The 20,014-nt window shown below is 62.6% G+C and carries 23 protein-coding genes and 1 pseudogene; 12 read left to right on the top strand and 12 right to left on the bottom strand.

Features of this window, described 5'->3' with window-relative positions; genetic code table 11:
- The first annotated feature begins 11 nt into the window (after positions 1-11).
- Both accC and aat read left to right on the top strand, forming a co-directional pair.
- Positions 12-1,355 carry an acetyl-CoA carboxylase biotin carboxylase subunit gene (gene accC, locus FJ423_RS14895; RefSeq protein ID WP_140842813.1) on the top strand — a complete coding sequence of 448 codons (1,344 nt, stop codon included), beginning with the start codon at positions 12-14 and terminating at the stop codon, positions 1,353-1,355.
- A 12-nt stretch (positions 1,356-1,367) separates the two neighbouring features.
- Complete coding sequence (gene aat, locus FJ423_RS14890) at positions 1,368-1,985, top strand: leucyl/phenylalanyl-tRNA--protein transferase (RefSeq protein WP_140842811.1); 618 nt, start codon at positions 1,368-1,370, stop codon at positions 1,983-1,985.
- Here aat and FJ423_RS14885 read toward each other — a convergent pair.
- The 3 genes from FJ423_RS14885 to FJ423_RS14875 all read right to left on the bottom strand — a co-directional run bounded on the left by FJ423_RS14885 (position 1,976) and on the right by FJ423_RS14875 (position 3,532).
- Positions 1,976-2,365, bottom strand: a complete 390-nt coding sequence (locus FJ423_RS14885) for a hypothetical protein (protein ID WP_095767611.1) — start codon at positions 2,363-2,365, stop codon at positions 1,976-1,978. The two genes, aat and FJ423_RS14885, sit on opposite strands and share 10 nt — an antisense overlap.
- Before the next feature lie 61 nt (positions 2,366-2,426).
- Complete coding sequence (locus tag FJ423_RS14880; RefSeq protein WP_140842809.1) at positions 2,427-2,999, bottom strand: DUF2155 domain-containing protein; 573 nt, start codon at positions 2,997-2,999, stop codon at positions 2,427-2,429.
- A gap of 134 nt (positions 3,000-3,133) precedes the next feature.
- Positions 3,134-3,532: an NADH:ubiquinone oxidoreductase subunit NDUFA12 gene (locus FJ423_RS14875; RefSeq protein ID WP_140541355.1), complete on the bottom strand. Its 399-nt coding sequence runs from the start codon at positions 3,530-3,532 to the stop codon at positions 3,134-3,136.
- Positions 3,533-3,802: 270 nt separating this feature from the next.
- Here FJ423_RS14875 and panB point away from each other — a divergent pair, with 270 nt between their 5' ends.
- Positions 3,803-4,642 carry a 3-methyl-2-oxobutanoate hydroxymethyltransferase gene (panB, locus tag FJ423_RS14870; RefSeq protein ID WP_140842807.1) on the top strand — a complete coding sequence of 280 codons (840 nt, stop codon included), beginning with the start codon at positions 3,803-3,805 and terminating at the stop codon, positions 4,640-4,642.
- Positions 4,639-5,490 carry a pantoate--beta-alanine ligase gene (gene panC / locus FJ423_RS14865; RefSeq protein WP_140842805.1) on the top strand — a complete coding sequence of 284 codons (852 nt, stop codon included), beginning with the start codon at positions 4,639-4,641 and terminating at the stop codon, positions 5,488-5,490. Before panB ends, panC begins: the two co-directional genes overlap by 4 nt.
- Positions 5,491-5,519: 29 nt before the next feature.
- Here panC and FJ423_RS14860 read toward each other — a convergent pair whose 3' ends face one another.
- The 3 genes from FJ423_RS14860 to gatB form a co-directional block, all read right to left on the bottom strand.
- A complete protein-coding gene (locus FJ423_RS14860; protein WP_140842802.1) occupies positions 5,520-6,218 on the bottom strand; it encodes an AIM24 family protein in 699 nt (232 codons plus the stop codon).
- A gap of 128 nt (positions 6,219-6,346) precedes the next feature.
- Positions 6,347-6,835, bottom strand: a complete 489-nt coding sequence (locus FJ423_RS14855; RefSeq protein WP_140842800.1) for a GNAT family N-acetyltransferase — start codon at positions 6,833-6,835, stop codon at positions 6,347-6,349.
- Positions 6,836-6,837: 2 nt separating this feature from the next.
- Positions 6,838-8,340, bottom strand: coding sequence for an Asp-tRNA(Asn)/Glu-tRNA(Gln) amidotransferase subunit GatB (gatB, locus tag FJ423_RS14850; RefSeq protein ID WP_140842798.1), 1,503 nt, complete (start codon positions 8,338-8,340; stop codon positions 6,838-6,840).
- Positions 8,341-8,649: 309 nt separating this feature from the next.
- On the opposite strand from gatB, the pseudogene FJ423_RS14845 reads away from it, so the two are divergent.
- A pseudogene (locus tag FJ423_RS14845) lies at positions 8,650-8,906 on the top strand (YjhX family toxin).
- Positions 8,907-8,953: 47 nt separating this feature from the next.
- Here the strand turns inward: FJ423_RS14845 and FJ423_RS14840 are convergent.
- Together FJ423_RS14840 and FJ423_RS14835 are read right to left on the bottom strand one after the other, a co-directional pair.
- Positions 8,954-9,385: a CBS domain-containing protein gene (locus FJ423_RS14840; protein WP_040983461.1), complete on the bottom strand. Its 432-nt coding sequence runs from the start codon at positions 9,383-9,385 to the stop codon at positions 8,954-8,956.
- 205 nt (positions 9,386-9,590) lie between these two features.
- Positions 9,591-10,328, bottom strand: a complete 738-nt coding sequence (locus FJ423_RS14835) for a rhomboid family intramembrane serine protease (protein ID WP_140842796.1) — start codon at positions 10,326-10,328, stop codon at positions 9,591-9,593.
- A 431-nt stretch (positions 10,329-10,759) separates the two neighbouring features.
- On the opposite strand from FJ423_RS14835, the gene FJ423_RS14830 reads away from it, so the two are divergent.
- From FJ423_RS14830 to FJ423_RS14810, 4 genes are all read left to right on the top strand, one after another.
- The gene (locus FJ423_RS14830; RefSeq protein ID WP_140842794.1) at positions 10,760-11,398 is read left to right on the top strand and encodes a PAS domain-containing protein; all 639 of its coding nucleotides are present in this window, start codon (positions 10,760-10,762) and stop codon (positions 11,396-11,398) included.
- A 172-nt stretch (positions 11,399-11,570) separates the two neighbouring features.
- Positions 11,571-12,188 (top strand): PilZ domain-containing protein, encoded by a 618-nt coding sequence (locus FJ423_RS14825; protein ID WP_095767620.1) that lies wholly within the window; start codon positions 11,571-11,573, stop codon positions 12,186-12,188.
- Positions 12,189-12,445: 257 nt separating this feature from the next.
- Complete coding sequence (locus FJ423_RS14820) at positions 12,446-13,051, top strand: transglutaminase-like cysteine peptidase (RefSeq protein ID WP_140842791.1); 606 nt, start codon at positions 12,446-12,448, stop codon at positions 13,049-13,051.
- A gap of 757 nt (positions 13,052-13,808) precedes the next feature.
- Entirely contained in the window at positions 13,809-14,360 is a 552-nt protein-coding gene (locus FJ423_RS14810; protein WP_140842787.1) for an ankyrin repeat domain-containing protein, read from the top strand.
- A gap of 28 nt (positions 14,361-14,388) precedes the next feature.
- On the opposite strand, the gene FJ423_RS14805 is transcribed toward FJ423_RS14810, so the two are convergent.
- On the bottom strand, positions 14,389-14,916 hold the full coding sequence (locus tag FJ423_RS14805) for a gamma carbonic anhydrase family protein (RefSeq protein WP_140842785.1): 528 nt from the start codon (positions 14,914-14,916) through the stop codon (positions 14,389-14,391).
- 19 nt (positions 14,917-14,935) lie between these two features.
- Entirely contained in the window at positions 14,936-15,280 is a 345-nt protein-coding gene (locus FJ423_RS14800) for a hypothetical protein (protein WP_140842782.1), read from the bottom strand.
- A 110-nt stretch (positions 15,281-15,390) separates the two neighbouring features.
- Between FJ423_RS14800 and FJ423_RS14795 the strand changes: the two genes are divergently transcribed.
- The 3 genes from FJ423_RS14795 (at position 15,391) to FJ423_RS14785 (ending at position 18,271) form a co-directional block, all read left to right on the top strand.
- A complete protein-coding gene (locus tag FJ423_RS14795; RefSeq protein WP_140842780.1) occupies positions 15,391-16,119 on the top strand; it encodes a hypothetical protein in 729 nt (242 codons plus the stop codon).
- A 145-nt stretch (positions 16,120-16,264) separates the two neighbouring features.
- On the top strand, positions 16,265-17,512 hold the full coding sequence (locus tag FJ423_RS14790) for a cytochrome P450 (protein ID WP_140842778.1): 1,248 nt from the start codon (positions 16,265-16,267) through the stop codon (positions 17,510-17,512).
- 51 nt (positions 17,513-17,563) lie between these two features.
- Positions 17,564-18,271 carry a transporter substrate-binding domain-containing protein gene (locus tag FJ423_RS14785; protein WP_140842776.1) on the top strand — a complete coding sequence of 236 codons (708 nt, stop codon included), beginning with the start codon at positions 17,564-17,566 and terminating at the stop codon, positions 18,269-18,271.
- A gap of 13 nt (positions 18,272-18,284) precedes the next feature.
- Here the strand turns inward: FJ423_RS14785 and FJ423_RS14780 are convergent, their stop codons facing one another.
- Complete coding sequence (locus FJ423_RS14780) at positions 18,285-18,629, bottom strand: cupin domain-containing protein (RefSeq protein ID WP_140842774.1); 345 nt, start codon at positions 18,627-18,629, stop codon at positions 18,285-18,287.
- A gap of 1 nt (position 18,630) precedes the next feature.
- Positions 18,631-19,911: an O-acetylhomoserine aminocarboxypropyltransferase gene (locus FJ423_RS14775; protein ID WP_140842772.1), complete on the bottom strand. Its 1,281-nt coding sequence runs from the start codon at positions 19,909-19,911 to the stop codon at positions 18,631-18,633.
- Between the last annotated feature and the right edge of the window lie 103 nt (positions 19,912-20,014).

Genomic DNA, 20,014 nt, shown 5'->3' with positions numbered 1-20,014 from the left:
ACAATCAGGAGATGTTCCAGAAAATCCTCATCGCCAATCGCGGCGAAATCGCGCTCCGGGTGCTGCGCGCCTGCAAGGAGCTCGGCATCCAGACAGTGGTGGTCCACTCGACCGCGGATTCCGACGCCATGCATGTGCGGCTTGCCGACGAGAGCGTCTGCATCGGCCCGCCGCCGTCCCGCGAAAGCTATCTCAACATCCACCAGATCGTCGCCGCCTGCGAGATCACCGGCGCAGATGCCGTGCATCCGGGCTACGGCTTCCTGTCGGAGAACGCCAAGTTCGCCGACATCCTAGCGGCCCACAACATCACCTTCATTGGCCCGTCAGGCGACCATATCCGCGTCATGGGCGACAAGATCGAGGCCAAGCGCACGGCGAAGCGTCTCGGCATCCCCGTCGTGCCTGGATCCGATGGCGCGATCAGCGAAGAGAAGGAAGCCAAGCGCGTCGCCGCCGAGATCGGCTATCCGGTGATCATCAAGGCCTCCGCCGGCGGCGGCGGCCGCGGGATGAAGGTGGCGCACACCGAGGCGGACCTCGAAATCGCCTTGCAGACGGCCAAGTCGGAAGCGGGGGCGGCCTTCGGCGACGACGCCGTCTATATCGAGAAATATCTGCAGAAGCCGCGCCATATCGAGGTGCAGGTGTTCGGCGACGGGGCCGGCCGAGGCGTGCATTTCGGCGAGCGCGACTGCTCGCTGCAGCGGCGCCACCAGAAGGTCTGGGAGGAAGCCAATTCGCCGGCGCTCAATGCCGAGGAGCGTTCGCGCATCGGCGGCATCTGCGCCAGGGCTATCGCCGATCTCGGCTATTCGGGCGCCGGCACGATCGAGTTCCTCTACGAGAATGGCGAGTTCTATTTCATCGAGATGAACACGCGTCTTCAGGTCGAGCATCCGGTGACCGAAGCGATCACCGGCATCGACCTCGTGCATGAGCAGATCCGCGTCGCCTCGGGCGGCGGGCTGTCGGTCAAGCAGGAAGACATCAAGTTCAACGGCCATGCCATCGAGTGCCGTATCAACGCCGAGGATCCGCGCACCTTCACGCCCTCGCCCGGCACGATCACGCATTTCCATACGCCCGGCGGCCTCGGTATCCGCGTCGATTCCGGCGTGTATTCGGGCTACAAAATCCCGCCCTATTACGACAGCCTGATCGGCAAGCTGATCGTGCATGGCCGCAACCGCGTCGAATGCATGATGCGGCTGCGCCGCGCGCTCGACGAATTCGTCGTCGACGGCATCAAGACGACGCTGCCGCTGTTCCGCGACCTGGTCGGCAATCCCGACATCGCCAATGGCGACTACGACATCCACTGGCTGGAAAAATACCTGGCCAAGGGTGAATAGCACGGGGATGCGATGACCCGCCCCTACGCACCAGGCTATCGCATTCCGACCGACCTGCTGCTTCGGGCTTACGCTTCCGGTGTCTTCCCGATGGCCGAGAGCGCCAACGACCCGGAAGTGTTCTGGGTGCGGCCGGAAACGCGCGGCATCATTCCGCTGGACGGATTCCACGCACCGCGCAGCCTGAAGAAGACGATCCGCAAGCATCCGTTCGAGATCCGCTACGACTTCGATTTCGAGGCGACGATCGACGGCTGCGCCGAAAAGCGCGAGGAGCGCCGCTCGACCTGGATCAACGCGCCGATCCGCGAAGCCTATGTCGAGCTCTATCGCCTGGGCCACTGCCATTCGGTCGAAGCATGGCGCGAGGAACGGCTGGTCGGCGGCCTCTATGGCGTCTCGCTCGGACGCGTGTTCTTCGGCGAAAGCATGTTCGCCAGGGAGACCGACGCGTCGAAGACCTGTCTCTACCATCTCGTCGAGCGGCTGAAGGCGCGCGGCTTCGCGCTGCTCGACACGCAGTTCACGACCGAGCATTTGAAGCGCTTCGGCGCTGTCGACGTGCCGCGCGGCCAGTATGAGAAGCTGCTCGCAGAGGCGCTGAAGGGCGAGGCCGTCTTCTATCCTTGAGCCCGCGCTGCCGCCTCGATCGGCGTTTGCGAATGGAACATCATCTTCCAGCCGTCAGCGCGATGGACATAGCCGGTGCTGACGAGGGCAGCATAGGATTCGCCGTTCTCGCGCGTCGCGCGCGCCTCGTAAGTCAGCATGACGATGTCGCTGCCGGGCTCGACCATGCCCTTCAACTTGATATCGAGGTCGCGCCATCTGTTGGGCTTGGCGGCGGTCTTTGCGAGATCGGCATTGGTCATCGCCTGCGCCATCTGCGGGAACGCCACCAGGCAATCCACATCGGCATTGGCTTCATAGTAAGCGGAATCGCCTGTCCAAAAGCCCTTCTCGATATCGAGAAGCTCCTGCTTGTTGGCCGTGATCGATCTGGTGGTCATCGCAGAATCCTCCTCGCCTGTCGCCGATCTGGAACGGCTCAAAGGCGGGCAGGTTCCGAGATCAGTTGGTGTCGGTCGTGTCGTCAGGTGCCGGCGCCGCGTCAGCCGGTTCGGACGCGGCGTCCGCCGGCTGCGCCGGGGCCCTCGGCTTGGCGGCTTCGGTCTTCGGCTTGCCTGCGTCGGCCTTGGCCGCGGTCGGCGGCGGCACGTCCGACTTCTGCTTGCAGCCCTTGAGCCAGACGTCATAGACGGCGTGCTCGACGGCGTTGAGGCCGGGGCTTTCGGCAAACATCCAGCCGGTGAAGATGCGGCGGATCTTGCGGTCGAGCGTGATCTCGTCGACCTCGACGAAGGAATCGGTCTTCGGCTGCTCCGTGTCCGGCCGCGAATAGCAGACGCGAGGCGTCACCTGCAAAGCGCCGAACTGAACGGTCTCGTCGATATAGACGTCGAAGGTGATGATGCGGCCGGTGATCTTGTCGATGCCGGCGAACGCGGCCACCGGATTGGTGATGCGGTCGGAGGCCGCAGGTGCAGCGGCCGGCGCCTGCGCGGCGGCGAACACCGCAGTCGAGGCAAGCAGAACGGACGTCGCCGCGATCAGCGCCTTTGAGATGTTGCCGAAAGAGCTCATGCAAAATACCGGTGGTTGCGCCCGGGTGATTCTCAACGCCCAAGGCTAGTCATGGCTGCGCAGTCAGCAAGCAGCTAAATGCCAATTGTGGCGATAACGGACCGGAGCGGCGCCTTGGATTACAATCCGAGGGATTACGACCCCGGCGTCCAGGCGTCGTAGTCGCCGGTCACCTGCGGGCGATGCTGGTTGGTCAGGATGGAACCCTGCGGACGATAGGCGCCGGGCGTTCCGGTCAGGTTCGGCCGATGCTCCTTCTGCCACTCGCGCGCCTTGTAGTTCTCGCTGGAGGGAGCGGTGTCGACGCGGTGGTGGATCCAGCCATGCCAGCCCGGCGGGATCTTCGAGGCTTCCGAATAGTCGCGATAGATGACCCACCGGCGCGTGCGGCCTTCCGAATCGATGCCGCCCTCGTAATAGACGTTGCCGGCTTCGTCCTCGCCGACCCGCTTGCCGAAGCGCCAGGTGTGGAAGCGGGTGCCGAGCGTCTGGCTGTTCCACCAGGTGAAAAACTGCAGCAGGAAAGTCTTCATCCAAATCCTCGCGGCGGCAGCGGCTGCGCCTTTCCCCTGCTTATGGCGTCACGTCATCGCGAAGGCAAGGGTTTTGCCATGTGCCGAAAGGAAATGCCCCATGCGTTCATATCTTGATGCATGTCGTCGTCCCAGAACCGCTCCACACTTCCGGCCGACATGCATTAATCGATGCAGTTGTCCTGCCGGCGGCAGTGCGGCTTGCCAAGCGCCGCCTGTCTTTCTAAAGCTCGGCCCGCCCGTTCGGGGCACGCCTTGAGGAGGTGACGATTGAGCCGGGATCCGTCCGCAGACAGCCGGATCAGCGCCGAAGACATTCGCCGCCGCAAGGGCGGCGTGCCGATCGTTTGCCTTACCGCCTACACCTATCCTGTCGCCCGCCTGCTCGATCCGCATGTCGACCTGCTGCTGGTCGGCGACAGCGTCGCCATGGTCCTGCACGGCCACGCCACCACGCTCGGCGCCTCGCTGGAGATGATGAGCGCGCACGGCCAGGCTGTGATGCGCGGCTCGGCCAAGGCCTGCGTGGTGGTCGACATGCCTGCGGGCAGCTACGAGACGTCGGCCGCCCAGGCCGTCGCTTCGGCGCGGCGCATCGTCGGGGAAACAGGCTGCCAGGCCGTGAAGCTCGAGGGCGGCGTCGACATGGCAGCCCAGATCGCGGCGATCGTCGCCGAAGGAATACCAGTCATGGGTCATATCGGCCTGCAGCCGCAATCGGTGGAGAAGGACGGCGGCTACAAGATCAAGGGCCGGACAGACGACAATATCGCAGCGCTCTTGCGCGATGCAGAGGCGGTGGAAAAAGCCGGCGCCTTCTCGGTGGTCATCGAGGGCACGATGGAGGCCGTGGCTGCGAAGCTTACCCGTCACATTTCCATACCGACCATCGGCATCGGCGCCAGTGCCGACTGCGACGGCCAGATCCTGGTGATCGACGACATGGTCGGCATGACCGTCGACCGCGTGCCGAAATTCGTCAAGGAATACGCCGACTTGCGCAGCATGATCGCGAATGCGGCGGCCCGCTATGCCGCCGAGGTGCGCAGCCGTGCCTTTCCTGGCCCCGACCACGTCTTCACGACAGCATCCGGCAAGGACGACACATGAACGCGCCAATCGTCGTCGACAGCGTCGCCGCGCTTCGGACACAGGTCAGGAACTGGCGACAGGCCGGCCTGAAGGTCGCCATGGTGCCGACCATGGGTGCGCTGCATGATGGCCATATCTCACTGGTCAGGATCGCGCTCGAACGGGCCGATCGCTGCGTCGTCTCGATCTTTGTCAACCCGGCCCAGTTCGCGCCGACGGAGGATCTCGACAAATACCCACGCCAGCTGGCGCACGATCTCGACCGGCTGCGGGATGCGGGTGCGCATCTCGCCTTCACGCCGGGCGTAAACGAAATGTACCCCGCCGGCTTCGCCACGAAGATCTCGGTGGGCGGCCCCTCTCGCGGCCTGGAAACCGACTTCAGGCCGAGTTTCTTCGACGGCGTCGCGACCGTGGTAGCAAAACTCTTCCTGCAGGCCGCGCCCGATTGCGCCGTGTTCGGCGAGAAGGACTACCAGCAGCTTTGCGTCGTCAGGCAGCTCTGCCGCGACCTCGACCTGCCGGTCGAGATCGTCGGCGCGCCGACGGTGCGCGACGTCCATGGCCTCGCAATGTCGTCGCGCAATGCCTATCTCGGCGAGGCCGAGCTCGGCATAGCACGCGAGCTCAACGTGATCCTGCGCCGCACCGCGGCGGCGCTTGCGGGCGGCGCGGATGAAACCGGCGCCACCGATGCCGCAGTGAAGGCCCTCGTCTCCGCGGGCTTCCAGAAGGTCGACTATGTCGCCGCGCGCGAAGCCGCGACGCTCAGCCCCTGGCGGAAAGACCGCGACGGCCGTCTGCTGGCGGCCGCCTGGCTCGGCACGACACGCCTGATCGATAATGTGGAAATTCCCTCCGCCTGATCGGACCTTCGTTCGACCAGGCTCGCCGCCTACTCTTCCGACGGCATATGCAGATACATCGACTGGATGCCGACGCGGCCTGGCCCGGTGAAGCGATTGACGACGAAATTCTTGGCGGCGCCGAAGAAGCCGCTGGAAAGCCGGTCGACCCTCGTATCCATCTTTATCGATGCGTCCTTGAACAGCCAGCCGCCCGGCTCGATGTCGATGGTCTCGCCGGGCGCCAGCACTTTCTCGAAGACATTGCCGTAACCGTGCAGCCAGACGATGCCGTCGCCTGTCTCGCCGCGGAAGCGGTCGATGAAGAAGCCGCTCTGGCCAAACAGCATCGTTCCCAGCCCGCGCACGCGCTCGAACGTGTAGTCGACGCTGGCGGTCGCGGCGAGGAACTGGTGCTCGCGCACCTGGATTTCCTCGCCGCGCCGAAGATGGATCGGCACGATATGGCCCGGTCCGTCGCGGCTGAAGGCGATGATGCCCGGCCCCGACGCCTCGGTGACGAATATCTGCATGCCGGCGATCATGCGCTTCAGCGCGCCCTTCAGCGATTTCAGGCCGATGGTGATGGCGGTGTTCTTCCAGAGCAGGATATGGTGCTCGAAATAGACCGGCATGTTGGTCACATCGACCGACAGCACCGGCACAAGTTCGCCGGCGACGTGATAGGTCACGCCGCCAAAAGTCTCGTCCGACACCTCTGTCGGCATCAGTTCAGGCAAGCTCGGCATGGCAATCCCTCATTTGCCGGCGACGCCTCTGGCTAGTGGGAGCGGGACACCGGCGATGCGCAGCCTTGACCACGCGGGTCGGCGCTATCAAATCAAAACCGCGCGATGAATGGGGGCTCGCCGCCGACCTAGCGGAGCCGCTTCTCCATGATGAGGGCGGGCAGTCCCGAATTGCCGCCGCAATCGGCGGTTCTGCCTGTCGCGCGAAACCCGTTCGCCTCGTAGAAGGCGATCGCCGCGGCATTTGCTTCTTCGACCTCGAGGCGCAGCGTATGCATCTCCGGAAAGCTGGCTTCAACGTCATCGAGCAGCGACTGGCCAATCCCCTGCCGTTGGCAGGCCGGATGGACGTAAAGCTGGTTCAAAAGGACGATCTTCGGGTCGGTGGTGGCGGCAGCGAACGCCATGCCGCCGAGCCGCTTGCCGTCGTCAGCGACCAGGAACTCGGAATTCGGCCGCGCCAGCCGCGCCTTGAGCGAGGCGATCGAATGCCAGTCATCGGTGATTTCAGTTACCCGCTTGGTGCCATAGACGGCGTCGTAAGTGGCATGCCAAGTCTCGACCAGCAACGCACGGATGGCTGCGAGATCGCGTTCGCTGGCCGTCCGCACGAACATCGCTAGCCCTCGATGCCGAGCTTGGCCTTGACGAGGTCGTTGACCGCCTGCGGGTTGGCCTTGCCGCCGGTCGCCTTCATCACCTGGCCGACGAACCAGCCGGCCATGGTCGGCTTGGCGCGCGCCTGCTCGGCCTTGTCGGGGTTGGCGGCGATCACCTCGTCGACGGCCTTCTCGATGGCGCCGGTGTCGGTGACCTGCTTCATGCCGCGGCTCTCGACGAGCTGGCGCGGATCGCCGCCTTCGTTCCAGACGATCTCGAACAGGTCCTTGGCGATCTTCCCGGAGATGGTGCCTTCCTTGATCAGGTCGATGACGGCGCCTAGCTGCTCTGGCGAAAGCGGAGCATTTTCAATGTCTTTGCCGGCTTTGTTGAGAGCGCCGAGCAGGTCGTTGATGACCCAGTTGGCGGCGAGCTTGCCGTCGCGGCCGGATGCCACCTTCTCGAAATAGTCGGCAATCGGCTTTTCCGACACCAGCACCGAGGCGTCATAGATCGACAGGCCAAGCGACGAAATCAGCCGCGCCTTCTTGTCGTCGGGCAGTTCCGGCAGGTGCTGCGCCAACGCATCGACATAGGCCTGGTCGAATTCCAGCGGCAGAAGATCGGGATCCGGGAAATAGCGATAGTCATGCGCCTCCTCCTTGGAGCGCAACGAGCGCGTCTCGCCCTTGACCGGGTCGAACAGGCGGGTCTCCTGGTCGATCTTACCGCCATCCTCCAGAATGGCGATCTGCCGGCGCGCCTCGGATTCGATCGCCTGGCCGATGAAGCGGATCGAGTTGACGTTCTTGATTTCGCAGCGTGTGCCGAATGCGCCGCCCGGGCGGCGCACCGAGACGTTGACGTCGGCGCGCAGCGAGCCTTCATCCATGTTGCCGTCGCATGTGCCGAGATAGCGCATGATGGTGCGCAGCTTCGTCACATATGCCTTGGCCTCGTCGGCCGAGCGGATGTCGGGCTTGGAGACGATCTCCATCAGCGCCACGCCGGAACGGTTGAGGTCGACATAGGACATGGTCGCATGCTGGTCATGCATCGACTTGCCTGCATCCTGTTCCAGATGCAGGCGCTCGATGCCCACCTCGATATCCTCGAACTCGCCCTGGCGGTCGGGCCCGACGGAGACGATCACCTTGCCCTCGCCGACGATCGGCTGCTTGAACTGCGAAATCTGGTAGCCCTGCGGCAGGTCCGGATAGAAATAGTTCTTCCGGTCGAAGACCGATTTATGATTGATCGCGGCCTTCAGGCCGAGCCCTGTGCGGATCGCCTGCTTGACGCATTCCTCGTTGATGACCGGCAGCATGCCCGGCATCGCCGCGTCGACAAGGCTGACATTGGCATTGGGCGCCCCGCCGAACGACGTCGAGGCGCCGGAAAAGAGTTTTGCCTCCGAGATCACTTGCGCATGCACTTCGAGCCCGATGATGATCTCCCAGTCGCCGGTGGCGCCAGGGATCAGGCGTTTTGCGTCGGGGGTGCGGGTGTCGATGATGCTCATGGATGGCCTGCAGACTTTGAATTCTCGGAGTTGCAATTAATGTACTCATTGAGATGCATTAATGCACATTTTGGGTGCGCAACTTCGCTAGTCCAAACCGCCCTGCGAGACAAGCGCAAAGCCCGCACGCTGGCCTTTTCCGCCACGTTCGCTTATAGGATACCCCATTCCAATGGAGAGTGGATGTCCACTTACGCTCAGTCCCGGTGAAGCCCTGACCTCCTAAGCGAGGCAGGGCAGAAAACCTGAAACCCCGTGCCGCGATGTCTCGCAGCGGCGGCTTTTGTTGTTTTTCCCGGGACTTCTCCAATGGACATTTCGCGTAACGAGCAGCGCATCCTGCACCTGCTCGCGCAGGGCGGCGCATTGAAATCGAAAAGAACGAAAGCAGGAAGATCGCCTCGGTCCTGTGCCTGACCCGCGATGGCTGGCGCTATCCGGGCTTCGACCTGGAACTCTTTCGGAAATTGAGGCGCAAGAAGGCAGTTTCTTCGACGAACGGCGGCCCTTACCGCATCACCCGACGTGGGCTCGCGCTCGTGCGCGCCGAACTCGACAATCGCTAATGTCCAATGCCGCCGGCCGAAACGCCGGCGGCACCTTTCCGTTTGCTTCAGGCCGTGGCGATGTAGGCCCTGATCTCTTCGGCTTCGCGCTCGACATCCTCGATGCGGCGCTTGACCACGTCGCCGATGGAGACGATGCCGTCGAGCAGCCCGTTTTTCTCCACCGGCAGATGGCGGAAGCGGCCGCGCGTCATGATCTCCATCACCTCGTTGACGGTGTGGTTTTCGTTGCAGATCTTGACCTTCGGCGTCATCGCCGAGCGCACGGCGATGTCGAGCGCGGCGGCGCCCTCCTTGGCCACCACCCTGACGATATCGCGTTCCGAGAGAATGCCGACGATCTTGCGATCGCCATTCGTGATGACGAGCGCGCCGATCCTGTGCTCGGCCAGCATGCGAATGGCCTCGCTGAGCTTTTCATTGGGCCCGAGCGTGAACACGTCATGGCCCTTGCTTTCAAGAATTGCCTTAACCGTCATGGCGTCCTCCACTGCCTTTGACGCTCCCGGCGCCCCTTAGGAAGACACTGGGTGCTTGGGCAACATCGTGCGCCGTGATTGGTTGCATTTCAAGTGCGCCTAAGGAGTAGATCAGGATGGCGTCTCGTTGAATCACCATCCTGATCTATCTCTTGTTGGAGTATGATCTTCTCCGAAACCGGTTCCCACTTCTCGGGATCATGCCCTAAGCGGCAGCCAGCGGACGGTCGAAGAAACGCAGTCCGAAAAAGCCGGCGACGAAGCCGCCAATATGGGCTTCCCAGGCGATCTGGCCGTCGATGCCCGGCGCGAAGCCGAGCAGGCCCGTGGCCAGATTGATCACCATCCAAACGCCAAGAAAGGTCATGACGCCGCGCGAACGCAACACCGATGCGACCGGCAGCGGCTCGCCGGCGAAGGCACCCCGGCCCGACGAACGGTCGACGCGGAAGCCGTAGCGCGCGGCCGCGCCCATCATCCCGGAGATCGCGCCCGATGCGCCGACGAGCGGCATCTCGCCATAGGGATGCAGTGCCCAGAACAGAGCGACCGAGGCCAGTCCGGTCACAGCGTAGAACATTGCGAAACGTAGCGCGCCAAGACGATTGGCGAGCGGCGAGCCGAAGGCTGCAAGCCAGATCATGTTGATGGCGATATGGGCGACGCCCCCATGCATGAACGCATAGGTGAACGGGCGCGTGAACAAGAACCAGTCGAAGCCGTATTGGCCGGTGTACAGCACCGGAATGAAGGCGCCGTCATAGAGCAGCGTCATTTGCTGCGTTTCGTTCAGCACATATTGCTGCAGCAGATAGACGACCGCGCAAATGCCGATCACGGCAAGCACCACCGGCGGCAGGTTGAACACAGGTTCGCGCCGCCGCGGCTCGGAAGCCTCGTCCGGCTGTGGTTCGTTTTCAGTGGGGCTTACGGGCTCGCTCATGCACCCTTGCAGGTCCGGGACTCGGCGTTTTCGACGAGCATGTAGATCACGCGCTTTGGAATCACAAACGGCTAATCGCCACAGCGCCCGCGCAGAAAAAGGCGAATCAGAAGAGCAAAGGCCGAATCAAAAAGAAGGCCGTTCAGGTGTCCCCCTGAACGGCCGGTCGAGCCCCCTGCTCCCCATAAACTCGTGACTGAAGTGCTGCCGATCGCTGCTGAAACGACCGTTTTGGAGTGGTTTTGATGTGCCACAGGCCTCGGCGGCACACAATGTAAACCGTTTGTTAACCTTAACGACCCCGAGGCGTGAACAAACGTTAACGATACTGGCACGCATCCTGCTCCGCACCGCATGAAGGTCATCGGAGGGCGCCCTGTCTGTTCGCCGATGGGACATCATAAAGACAGGTTGTGCGGAGCAGGATGGACATGAACGAAAAAGGATCGATCGCGCTGTTCCAATATTGGAACCAGCTGCGTGATGGCCGCCTTGCCCCGAAGCGATCGGAGGTGGAGCCGGCAGACATCAAGTCGCTTCTGGCCGACACCTTCATCCTCGAGCGCGATACGCGCGGCGAGGCGGTGTTCCGGCTGGCCGGCACGAGGCTCTGCGCCTATTATGGCCGGGAGCTCAAGGGCTTCTCCTTCCCTTCGCTCTGGCGCGAGAAGGATCAACGGCTGGTGTCGCGGCTCATGCAGGGCGTTTTCGATCAGAAGTCGGTTCTGCTCATGACCTATGAGGGATTCAGCCGGAACGGCCGCTCCAACAAATTCGAGCTCCTTGCGCTGCCGTTGGACGGCGGCGCCGAGAACCCGCGCTGCCTGGGCATCATCAGCACCGCCGACAAGCCGTTCTGGCTTGGCGCCGACCCGCTCGCAGACGCGCTCATCGATTCGATTCGGGTGATAGACCCCGAGAAGGAGCCGATGTTCCTGAAGAACCGTCCGGCGATCGAGGTCCCCTCGCTCGTTCCGACCGAATTCGATGCTCCGGAGACCATTTCGGCGCTCGGCCGCGTGCGCCGCATCCGCCATCTCGTCGTCCTCGACGGCGGGCGTCACGAGTGAGCCCCGCCGTGTGAGGTTTCCCGCCGCTCTCGCTAGATTTTTCAGCGCTGCGCGTGCCCCAGGCCCAGGCTTTTGCGGCCGACTTTTCCCGTTTGTTAACCTGCTTTGCTGTAGCTTTTCGGGCGAAATTCCTCGCATCGTCGCGCGGAATGCCAACCGGGTGTAGGCAGTCATGAGGTCAGCGGCGGTAGAATATGCGCCGTCACGAGCTGAGCGGCGCAACTTCCAGCGTGTCCGCGTCAAGATCTACGGACGTTTCATGCTGGAAGACCGCACCGAGCATCCTTGCCAGGTGATCGATATGTCGCCCGGCAACGTTGCGTTGCGCACGGACCGGATCGGCATGCCGGGCGAGAAGGTTATCGCCTATATCGACCATATCGGTCGTGTCGAAGGCATCGTGACGCGTACGTCGCAGGACGGGTTCGCCATGACCGTCATCGCCTCGGAGCGCAAGAAAGACAAGCTTGCCGCGCAGCTCACCTGGCTTGCCAACAAGCATGAGCTCGACCTGCCCGAGGATCGCCGCCACGAGCGCGTGGCGCCGCGCAATCCGATGAGCGTCCTGCAGCTCACCGATGGGCGCCAGTATCAGTGCCGCATCATCGACCTGTCGCTCTCCGGTGCCGCCATCGAGATCGATGTCAAGCCGGCAATCGGCGTCCAGGTCACGTTAGGCACGATGCGCGGCCAGATCGTGCGCCATTTCGAGGACGGCGTCGCCATCGAATTCGCCGTCATCCAGCGGCCGGAAACTCTGGATCAGGAATTCAACGCGCCGCGGTCCTGACGCAAACCCGCACCGCAAGCGCGAAGCGAGCCGGCCGGTAGCGGCCGGTTTTTTGTTGCCTGATTTTGGCGGGTCGGACGCGGATCGCCAGCGCTATCCAGATCTCACGCGAGCCGGCGAAATCTGAATAATCCGAAATCGCGGTAGCTCAAATTTTATGTTTATTCTACTGGCGTTTTACTCAATGTCTACTTCGGGTTTTTGCGTCAAATAAATCCCAACGTGGCACAGTCTCCGCAAACGGGGAGACTACAACAATGAAAATGACGAGGGGCAAGCTGTTGCTCTTGGCAATGGCGATGCAGCTTTCCGCCTGGGGTACGGCAAGCGCAGGACCGGCTTTCATGCATACGGGTGGCCGCACCACCCAGCCGGTCGGTCACTACGATTTCTGCCAGCGCATTCCGGTCGAATGCAATGAACGGACGCCGAAGGGTTCGCCGGTCGAGCTGACGCGCAAGCTGTGGGCGACGATGGTCAACGTCAACAATTCGGTCAACACCCGCGTCAAGCCGCGCACCGACATGGAGATCTACGGTGTCGAGGAATACTGGGCCTATCCCGACAAAGGTTATGGCGACTGCGAGGATTACGCGCTGGAGAAGCGCCGTGAGCTGATGGCGGTGGGCGTGCCAGCCGGCAATCTGCTGATGACGGTGGTGCGCCAGCCGAATGGCGACGGCCATGCGGTGCTGACGGTGCGCACCAGCCTCGGCGAATTCATCCTCGACAATCTCGAGCCGAAAGTGCTCGCCTGGAACGACACGGTCTACACTTACCTCAAGCGTCAATCGACGGAGAATTCGGGCGTTTGGGTGACGATCAACGACGGCCGCGACGACGCGGTCGCCAGCGTCCGCTAAAGCGCCAAAGCGATCGGGTACGTCGCCGTGACGCGGCGGCGCGCCCAGGAAGAAAGCCCGGTCGAGTCCCCACCCTCCCCGTCCCCAACGACCGGGTTTTAGGAGCCGGCCCCTGTCCCCGGGGCCGGCTCCGCCATTCTTGCAAGCCGAATAAATTTAAAGTATTAGAACAATTGCGGAGATGAGCTTAAGCCGTCTCCGACAATGGGTACAGATGTTGATCGAAGGATCTCCATCTACCGTTGATACTGCGGAGTGGCACTCATGTGAGTGCTGTCTCGTGCGAGGAATATCCTTCCGAAAGAGGGGCAACGGCTCAAGCCTTGCTGCACATCCGCTTCACGTTGATGAAGCAAAGGGTGTGCAAAATGCATAGATCGATCAAATCACTCAGAACCGCGCTCGCCCACAGACAACAATGGCGATGTTTCTATTGCAAGTTCCTAATGTGGTCCCGAAACGCGGCGGAATTTGCGGCGACCTATCAGATCCCGACCGGCTTGCTGGACCGTTTCCGTTGCACTGCGGAGCATCTAACGCCGAGAACGAATGGCGGTGGAGGAACTATCGATAACATTGTTGCGGCGTGCCAGTTTTGCAATGAAACTCGGCATCGAGCGAAAGTGACGCTATCCCCGGAAGAGTACCAAAGGCGGGTGCAAAAACGCGTAAAGGCCGGCAAATGGCACCCGCGGTCCCTGCATCACCTCTTAGCAAAGGCTCAACAACCTACCCGACCGATTGGGTGACAGGATAGATGCTGCAAGTCCCTGAGGATCGCTGCGAGCGCCATCGGCTTTTCAAGGCCATAGACGACGCCTTTAAGGCCGGCGACGTCGAAGGCCTTGGCAAGGCGCTCGGCGGTTCACCGCGCTGGTTCGACGAGCGGATGCCGTCCGAGCTCGGACTTGGCCACCCGCTGGAATACGCGATCTACTGGAGCCCGGCCGCGTTCATCACCGCGCTTCTCGATGCCGGCACAAACCCGAATTATGAAGACCCGACCGGGTTTCCATCGATCATTGCCGCGCTGTCGACGGAACGGCCGGACCGGTTGGACGTCATCCATATCCTGCTCGCGCATGGCGCCGACCCGGATATGCGCGGCGTGAACGACTGGACCGCCCTGCACTACGCGGTGTCCCGGCGCGACGCCGAGGCGATCCGTCTGCTGCTCCTGTCAGGCGCGGACGCTTCGCTGAGGACCCGCATCGACGACTATGAGACGGCCCTGGAAGGCGCCGAGCAGGCCGGCTTCGAAGCTGGCGCCCTTCTGTTGCGTGAAGCGATGAACAGCCGCCGCGGATGAAGGCAGGCGGAGTTGCCGCCCGCCGCCGTCACACTGTCTTGAGCTTGGTCTTGAAGCGTTTGGCATTGGCCACGTAGTGGGCCGCCGAGACGCGCAGCCGCTCGATCGCCGCTTCGTCCAGCGTCCTTATCACCTTGGCGGGCGAGCCGACGATCAGCGAATTGTCCGGAAACACCTTGTTTTCCGTCACCAGCGCGCCGGCGCCGACCAGCGAGTTGTTGCCGATCCTGGCGCCGTTCAGCACGATGGCGCCCATGCCGATCAGGCTGTTGTCACCGATCGTGCAGCCATGCAGCAGAGCGCGGTGGCCGATCGTGCAGCCTTCGCCGATGGTCAGCGGAAAGCCCGGATCGGTGTGCATGATTGTATGCTCCTGCACATTGGTATCGGCGCCGATCGTAATGGGCTCGCCGTCGCCGCGGATGGCGACGCCGAACCAGAAGCCGACATTGCGGCCGATCCGGATATTGCCGATCAGCGTGGCGTCCGGCGCGATCCAGTTCGTATCGGCGTCCTCGAACTCAGGCGCTTTCCCATCGATCGCATAGACCGGCATTGTTCGTCTCCGAATCGTCTCAACCAGCGAATTCGAAAGACCCTAAGTTTTCCGTCGCCCAGGATGCAATGGCGATGAGCACGATGCCGAGCGCCAGCGCCCAGGCAATGGCCGTGCAGCCGCAGGACAACAGCGCCATCGTGCCGATGCGACCCTCGCGGCGGGCGGCCAAGGCCTCGTTGGTGAGCATGAACGGCCCGGCGCAGGCCGTTGCCGCAAGCGAACGCAGGATATGGACCGGCGAAACATAAGGCTCGGCAAAGGCCAGGCGTCGGCCGGCCAGCAATTCCATGGCTGATCCGGCCAGCCCGCAAGCCGTGAGACCAACCGCGAAAGCGTAAAGAACAAGCACAACGGGATCCATGTTTACCAACCGTTTACCATGAAGACACACAGTCGTGCCAACGCGCTGCAAGAGCCATGCCGCGCAAGCTGTGCCGCCGAAGGACAGGTGGGCGGATCGGGGAAGAGCAAATGAGAGAGGCAAATGTTGCCGAGGGCGCTGACTTCGAGGTCGTCAACTCGACCTTGATGAAGCGGGTCTTTTATATCTCCGCGGCGCTGGCGCTGCTTTCGATTGCCATCAGCGTCGGCGGCAAATGGCTTGGACGATCGATCGCCATGGCCGGCTATACGGATGACACGACGGTGCGCCGGATCGTCATGGGCAACAATCTCATCAGCGTGCCGGCAAACTTCATCCGCTTCGACCAGGCCAGGCGCGACGGCATCGCCTCGCGGCTCGACCTCTATCTGCGCTATCCCGAAATGGACGGCTACAGCACGGCCGCGCGCGACGACTTCAACCATGCGACGACCAGGAAGATCATCTTCCTGTCGTTCGAGCCGCGCATGATGTCGCGCGACATGAGCGGCCGTTTCGCGCCCATCTACAGCGCTCTGATCGAAAGGCCGGGGACGCCCGGCCCGGGCGCCACGACGGTTTACGCCTTCAGCGAAAAATCAGGCTATCTGAATGAAGTGTTGGCTGTTGCCGAACGCCCCGGCAAGGATCCGTTCGTCGCCCGCTGCCTGAGCGGCCCGAGTGCCGAGGAATCGCTGGCGCCCTGCGAGCGCGACATCCAGGTCGGCGACGATCTCAGCCTCACCTATCGCTTTCCGCGCGAGCTGCTCGCGAACTGGCCGGCGCTCGACGCGGCGATTGCAGCCAAAGTGGCGAGCATCTTGAAGACGGGCCACTGACGCTGGCGGCTAGCCGAATATCCAACGACATCATTTCGGTGCATGGCCAGCGCTTCAAACCGGCAATCTGGCTCAACGGTTCGATTTCACGGGCGCCAAAAATACGGTCTGGCATCGGGCTGACAAGGCGCGCTAATGGTCGGGCATGACCGATTTAATGCCTTCCTATCTCGCGTTTGATCTCGCCAGCCGCCGCCTGAATCTCGATCCGCACGAACCAGCCTTCGTGCAGAACCCTTATGAGGCCTACGCCTTCCTGCACGGCACTGCCAACGCGTTTTTCTGGGAAGACTACGGGTTCTGGTGCTTTGGCGGCTTCGATGACGTCAACCGTCTGCTGCGCGACCGCCGTTTCGGCCGGCAGAATCCCGCCGGCATTCCTGACAGCCGCGGCGTCGGCGACGACCGCTCGCACCTCGTCGCCTTCGACGCGATCGAGGCCAATTCCCTGCTGGAGCTCGAGCCGCCGGTGCATACGCGGCTCAGAACGCTGGTCAATCGCGCCTTCGTCTCACGTCAGGTCGAGCGGCTCAGGCCACGCATCGAGGTTTTGGCCAACGAGCTGGTCGACCGCTTCGAGCCAAGCGGCATCGACCTTCTGCCCGCCTACGCCTCGCCTTTGCCGATCACCATCATTGCGGAAATGCTCGGCGTACCGGTGGAGATGGGGCCGCAACTGCTCGACTGGTCGCATCGGATGGTCGCCATGTACATGCATGGCCGCACGCGCGAGACCGAGGAGACGGCGAACCACGCCGCGCGCGATTTTTCCGACTTCCTGCGGGGCTATATTGCGGAGCGGCGGAAGAAACCCGGCGACGACCTGCTGTCGCTGCTCATCGAAGCCCAGGACAACGGCCAGAAGCTTTCGGAAGACGAGCTGGTTTCCTCAGCGATCCTGCTTCTCAATGCCGGCCATGAAGCGACCGTGCACCAGACCGGCAATGCGGTGCGCTCGATCCTCGCGCAAGGCGGCGATCCGCGCCGCTTCTTTGCGACACCGGAGGCGAATGTCGCGACGGTCGAGGAATGCCTGCGCTACGACCCGCCGCTGCATATGTTTCTGCGCTATGCCTATGAGGAGATGGAGGTTTCGCCAGGCATCCTGGTCAAGCCCGGGGAGATGGTGGCGCTGCTGCTCGGCATGGCGAACCACGATCCGCTTGCCTTTGCTGAGCCCGACACCTTCAATCCGGCCCGCACGGACCAGAAGAATGTTTCCTTCGGCGCCGGCATCCATTTCTGCATCGGCGCGCCGCTGGCCAGGCTGGAGTTGCAAGTATCGCTGAAGACGCTGTTCGATCGGCTTCCGGAGTTGCGCCTGGCGGAGACACCGCGCTTCCGCGACACTTACCATTTTCACGGGCTGGAACGGGTCGCCGTCACCTTTTGACCGGCGGACGATGCGACTCGAACAGCTGAAATTGTCATTCGGAATTCAGAAATGAGATTCGCCTTCCTGCAAGAGCCACCCTTCTGCTTCACCGATGCCGCGGGCAAGCTCGGCGGTTGCGACGCGGTGCTCGCCGAGAAAGTTTGCCAGATGGTTGACCTGGAGAACTTCTCGCCGATCGAGGCGGAATTCGCCGAACTGCTCCCCGGTTTGGTGGACGGCCGCTGGGACATGACGACCGGCCTGTTCATCTCCGAGGAGCGCAGCAAGCTCGTGGACTTCACGCGGCCGATCTGGTCACTGCCGGACGGGTTGATGGTCGCCAAAGGCAATCCGCTGGAGCTGAACGGCTATCGCTCCGTCGCCCAACATCCTTCCGCCGTGCTCGCAGTTATATCGGGCCAGATCCAGCACCAGACCGCGCTGCAGAACGGCGTTCCGCCCCAGCGGATCAGGATATTCGCCACGCAGGCCGAAGCAGCCGAAGCCGTTGCGGCAGGCCATGCCGATGCGTATGCCAGCGTCGCCATGGCGCATCGCGGCTATGTCAACGGACGGATTGGCGTACCGCTTGCTGTCATCGACATCCCGGCCTTTGAAAAGCAGCCTGCGGCAGGCGCTTTCGCCCTCGCCAAGGGCAACGACGCGCTGCGCCGGCGCGTCGATCAATGTCTCGACGATCTGCTCGGAAGTGCCTGGCACCGGGAGATCATGAGCAAATACGGCTTTTCCGACGGCGATGTCGATCGGCTGCTTTGATTGCTGGAAGCATTCAAAGCCGGATCACATATTCCTTGCGCGTCTTCTCGAGCACTTCCCATGTGCCCTTGAACCCTGGCCTCAGCACGAAACTGTCGCCGGCCCGCACGGTGCGGGCCTCGCCGCCGTCCTCAGCGATCACCGAGACGCCGGACAGGATGTGGCAAAACTCCCATTCGTCATAGACGATGCGCCATTTGCCCGGCGTCGCTTCCCAGACGCCGGCATAGAGGCCGCCGTCGCGCTCCTCGACATTCCAGGTGCGGAATTTGGGATCGCCCGAAATCACCCGGTCCCGGGCCGGCGCGCCGGCCTCAGGTTCGACCGCATCGATGTTGAGCGCAAGAAAGGCCGACATATCAGACCTTGCCGAGTGCCTGCTCGAGATCGGCAACGATATCGTTGACGTCCTCGATGCCGACCGAAAGGCGGACGGTGTCAGGTCCGGCGCCGGCCTTGACCTTCTGCTCGTCGGAAAGCTGGCGGTGCGTGGTCGAGGCCGGATGAATGACCAGCGATTTGGTGTCGCCGACATTGGCGAGGTGCGAGAACAGTTCGAGCGCCTCGACGAATTTGATGCCGGCCTCGTAGCCACCCTTGAGGCCGAAGGTGAACACCGCGCCTGCGCCCTGCGGCGAATATTTCTTCTGCAGCGCGTTGTTCTTGTCACCTGGAAGGCCGGGATAGTTCACCCAGGCTACCTTCGGATGGTTCGACAGCCAGCCGGCAACGCTCGCGGCATTGTCGCAATGACGCTGCATGCGCAGCGGCAGCGTTTCCAGGCCGGTCAGGATCAGGAAGGCGTTGAAGGGCGAGATCGCCGGGCCGATGTCGCGCAGACCAAGCACGCGGGCGGCAATCGCGAAGGCGAAGTTGCCGAAAGTCTCGTGCAGGACGAGGCCGCCATATTCAGGGCGCGGCTCCGACAGCATCGGGTATTTGCCGGACTTCGACCAGTCGAAGGTGCCGCCATCGACGATGACGCCGCCGATCGAATTGCCGTGGCCGCCGATGAACTTGGTCAGCGAGTGCACAACGATGTCGGCGCCGTGCTCGATCGGCCGGACCAGATAGGGCGAGGCCAACGTGTTGTCGACGATCAGCGGCAGGCCGTGCTTGCGGGCGATATCGCCGATCTTCTCGATATCGACAAAGACGCCGCCCGGGTTGGCAAGGCTCTCGATGAAGATCGCCTTGGTCCTGTCGTCGATCTGGCTCTCGAAAGTCGCAGGGTCGTTTGCTTCTGCCCAGCGAACTTCCCAGCCGAAGTTCTTGAAGGCATGGCCGAACTGGTTGATCGAGCCGCCATAAAGCTTGTTGGCGGCGATGAAGTTGTCGCCCGGCTGCATCAGATTGTGGAAGACGATGACCTGCGCGGCGTGGCCCGAGGCGATGGCAAGTGCCGCAGTGCCGCCTTCGAGCGCCGCGACGCGTTCCTCGAGAACCGCCTGGGTCGGATTCATGATACGCGTGTAGATGTTGCCGAAGGCCTTCAGCCCGAACAGCGAGGCGGCATGGTCGGCGTCGTCGAAGACAAAGGAAGTGGTCTGGTAGATCGGCGTGGCGCGGGCGCCGGTCGCCGGGTCGGGTTTTGCGCCTGCATGAACGGCTAAAGTGCTGAAACCAGGCGTACGGGTCATCGAAATCCCTCTCCTAACGTTCGAAAATCGCCGGGCATTCTTGGCGAAGCGCGGCGGGGAATGCAAAGAAGAAAATACCGTTCGGGGCGCGATCTGCGACGAA

Origin of the sequence: Mesorhizobium sp. B2-8-9, assembly GCF_006439475.1 — a bacterium.
GTDB lineage: Bacteria > Pseudomonadota > Alphaproteobacteria > Rhizobiales > Rhizobiaceae > Mesorhizobium.
This window is presented reverse-complemented; position numbering and strand designations above follow the sequence as displayed.

Bases quoted from the DNA above. Each gene is read 5' to 3' on its own strand.
- FJ423_RS14860 (WP_140842802.1), bottom strand. From the start codon at position 6,218: ATGCCGAGCTTGCCTGAACTGATGCCGACAGAGGTGTCGGACGAGACT.
- FJ423_RS14795 (WP_140842780.1), top strand. From the start codon at position 15,391: ATGAGAGAGGCAAATGTTGCCGAGGGCGCTGACTTCGAGGTCGTCAAC.
- FJ423_RS14835 (WP_140842796.1), bottom strand. From the start codon at position 10,328: ATGAGCGAGCCCGTAAGCCCCACTGAAAACGAACCACAGCCGGACGAG.
- FJ423_RS14780 (WP_140842774.1), bottom strand. From the start codon at position 18,629: ATGTCGGCCTTTCTTGCGCTCAACATCGATGCGGTCGAACCTGAGGCC.
- accC (WP_140842813.1), top strand. From the start codon at position 12: ATGTTCCAGAAAATCCTCATCGCCAATCGCGGCGAAATCGCGCTCCGG.
- FJ423_RS14775 (WP_140842772.1), bottom strand. From the start codon at position 19,911: ATGACCCGTACGCCTGGTTTCAGCACTTTAGCCGTTCATGCAGGCGCA.
- FJ423_RS14820 (WP_140842791.1), top strand. From the start codon at position 12,446: ATGAAAATGACGAGGGGCAAGCTGTTGCTCTTGGCAATGGCGATGCAG.
- FJ423_RS14810 (WP_140842787.1), top strand. From the start codon at position 13,809: ATGCTGCAAGTCCCTGAGGATCGCTGCGAGCGCCATCGGCTTTTCAAG.
- FJ423_RS14840 (WP_040983461.1), bottom strand. From the start codon at position 9,385: ATGACGGTTAAGGCAATTCTTGAAAGCAAGGGCCATGACGTGTTCACG.
- gatB (WP_140842798.1), bottom strand. From the start codon at position 8,340: ATGAGCATCATCGACACCCGCACCCCCGACGCAAAACGCCTGATCCCT.
- aat (WP_140842811.1), top strand. From the start codon at position 1,368: ATGACCCGCCCCTACGCACCAGGCTATCGCATTCCGACCGACCTGCTG.
- FJ423_RS14875 (WP_140541355.1), bottom strand. From the start codon at position 3,532: ATGAAGACTTTCCTGCTGCAGTTTTTCACCTGGTGGAACAGCCAGACG.
- FJ423_RS14785 (WP_140842776.1), top strand. From the start codon at position 17,564: ATGAGATTCGCCTTCCTGCAAGAGCCACCCTTCTGCTTCACCGATGCC.
- FJ423_RS14830 (WP_140842794.1), top strand. From the start codon at position 10,760: ATGAACGAAAAAGGATCGATCGCGCTGTTCCAATATTGGAACCAGCTG.
- FJ423_RS14805 (WP_140842785.1), bottom strand. From the start codon at position 14,916: ATGCCGGTCTATGCGATCGATGGGAAAGCGCCTGAGTTCGAGGACGCC.
- FJ423_RS14855 (WP_140842800.1), bottom strand. From the start codon at position 6,835: ATGTTCGTGCGGACGGCCAGCGAACGCGATCTCGCAGCCATCCGTGCG.
- panC (WP_140842805.1), top strand. From the start codon at position 4,639: ATGAACGCGCCAATCGTCGTCGACAGCGTCGCCGCGCTTCGGACACAG.
- FJ423_RS14800 (WP_140842782.1), bottom strand. From the start codon at position 15,280: ATGGATCCCGTTGTGCTTGTTCTTTACGCTTTCGCGGTTGGTCTCACG.
- FJ423_RS14880 (WP_140842809.1), bottom strand. From the start codon at position 2,999: ATGAGCTCTTTCGGCAACATCTCAAAGGCGCTGATCGCGGCGACGTCC.
- FJ423_RS14825 (WP_095767620.1), top strand. From the start codon at position 11,571: ATGAGGTCAGCGGCGGTAGAATATGCGCCGTCACGAGCTGAGCGGCGC.
- FJ423_RS14885 (WP_095767611.1), bottom strand. From the start codon at position 2,365: ATGACCACCAGATCGATCACGGCCAACAAGCAGGAGCTTCTCGATATC.
- FJ423_RS14790 (WP_140842778.1), top strand. From the start codon at position 16,265: ATGACCGATTTAATGCCTTCCTATCTCGCGTTTGATCTCGCCAGCCGC.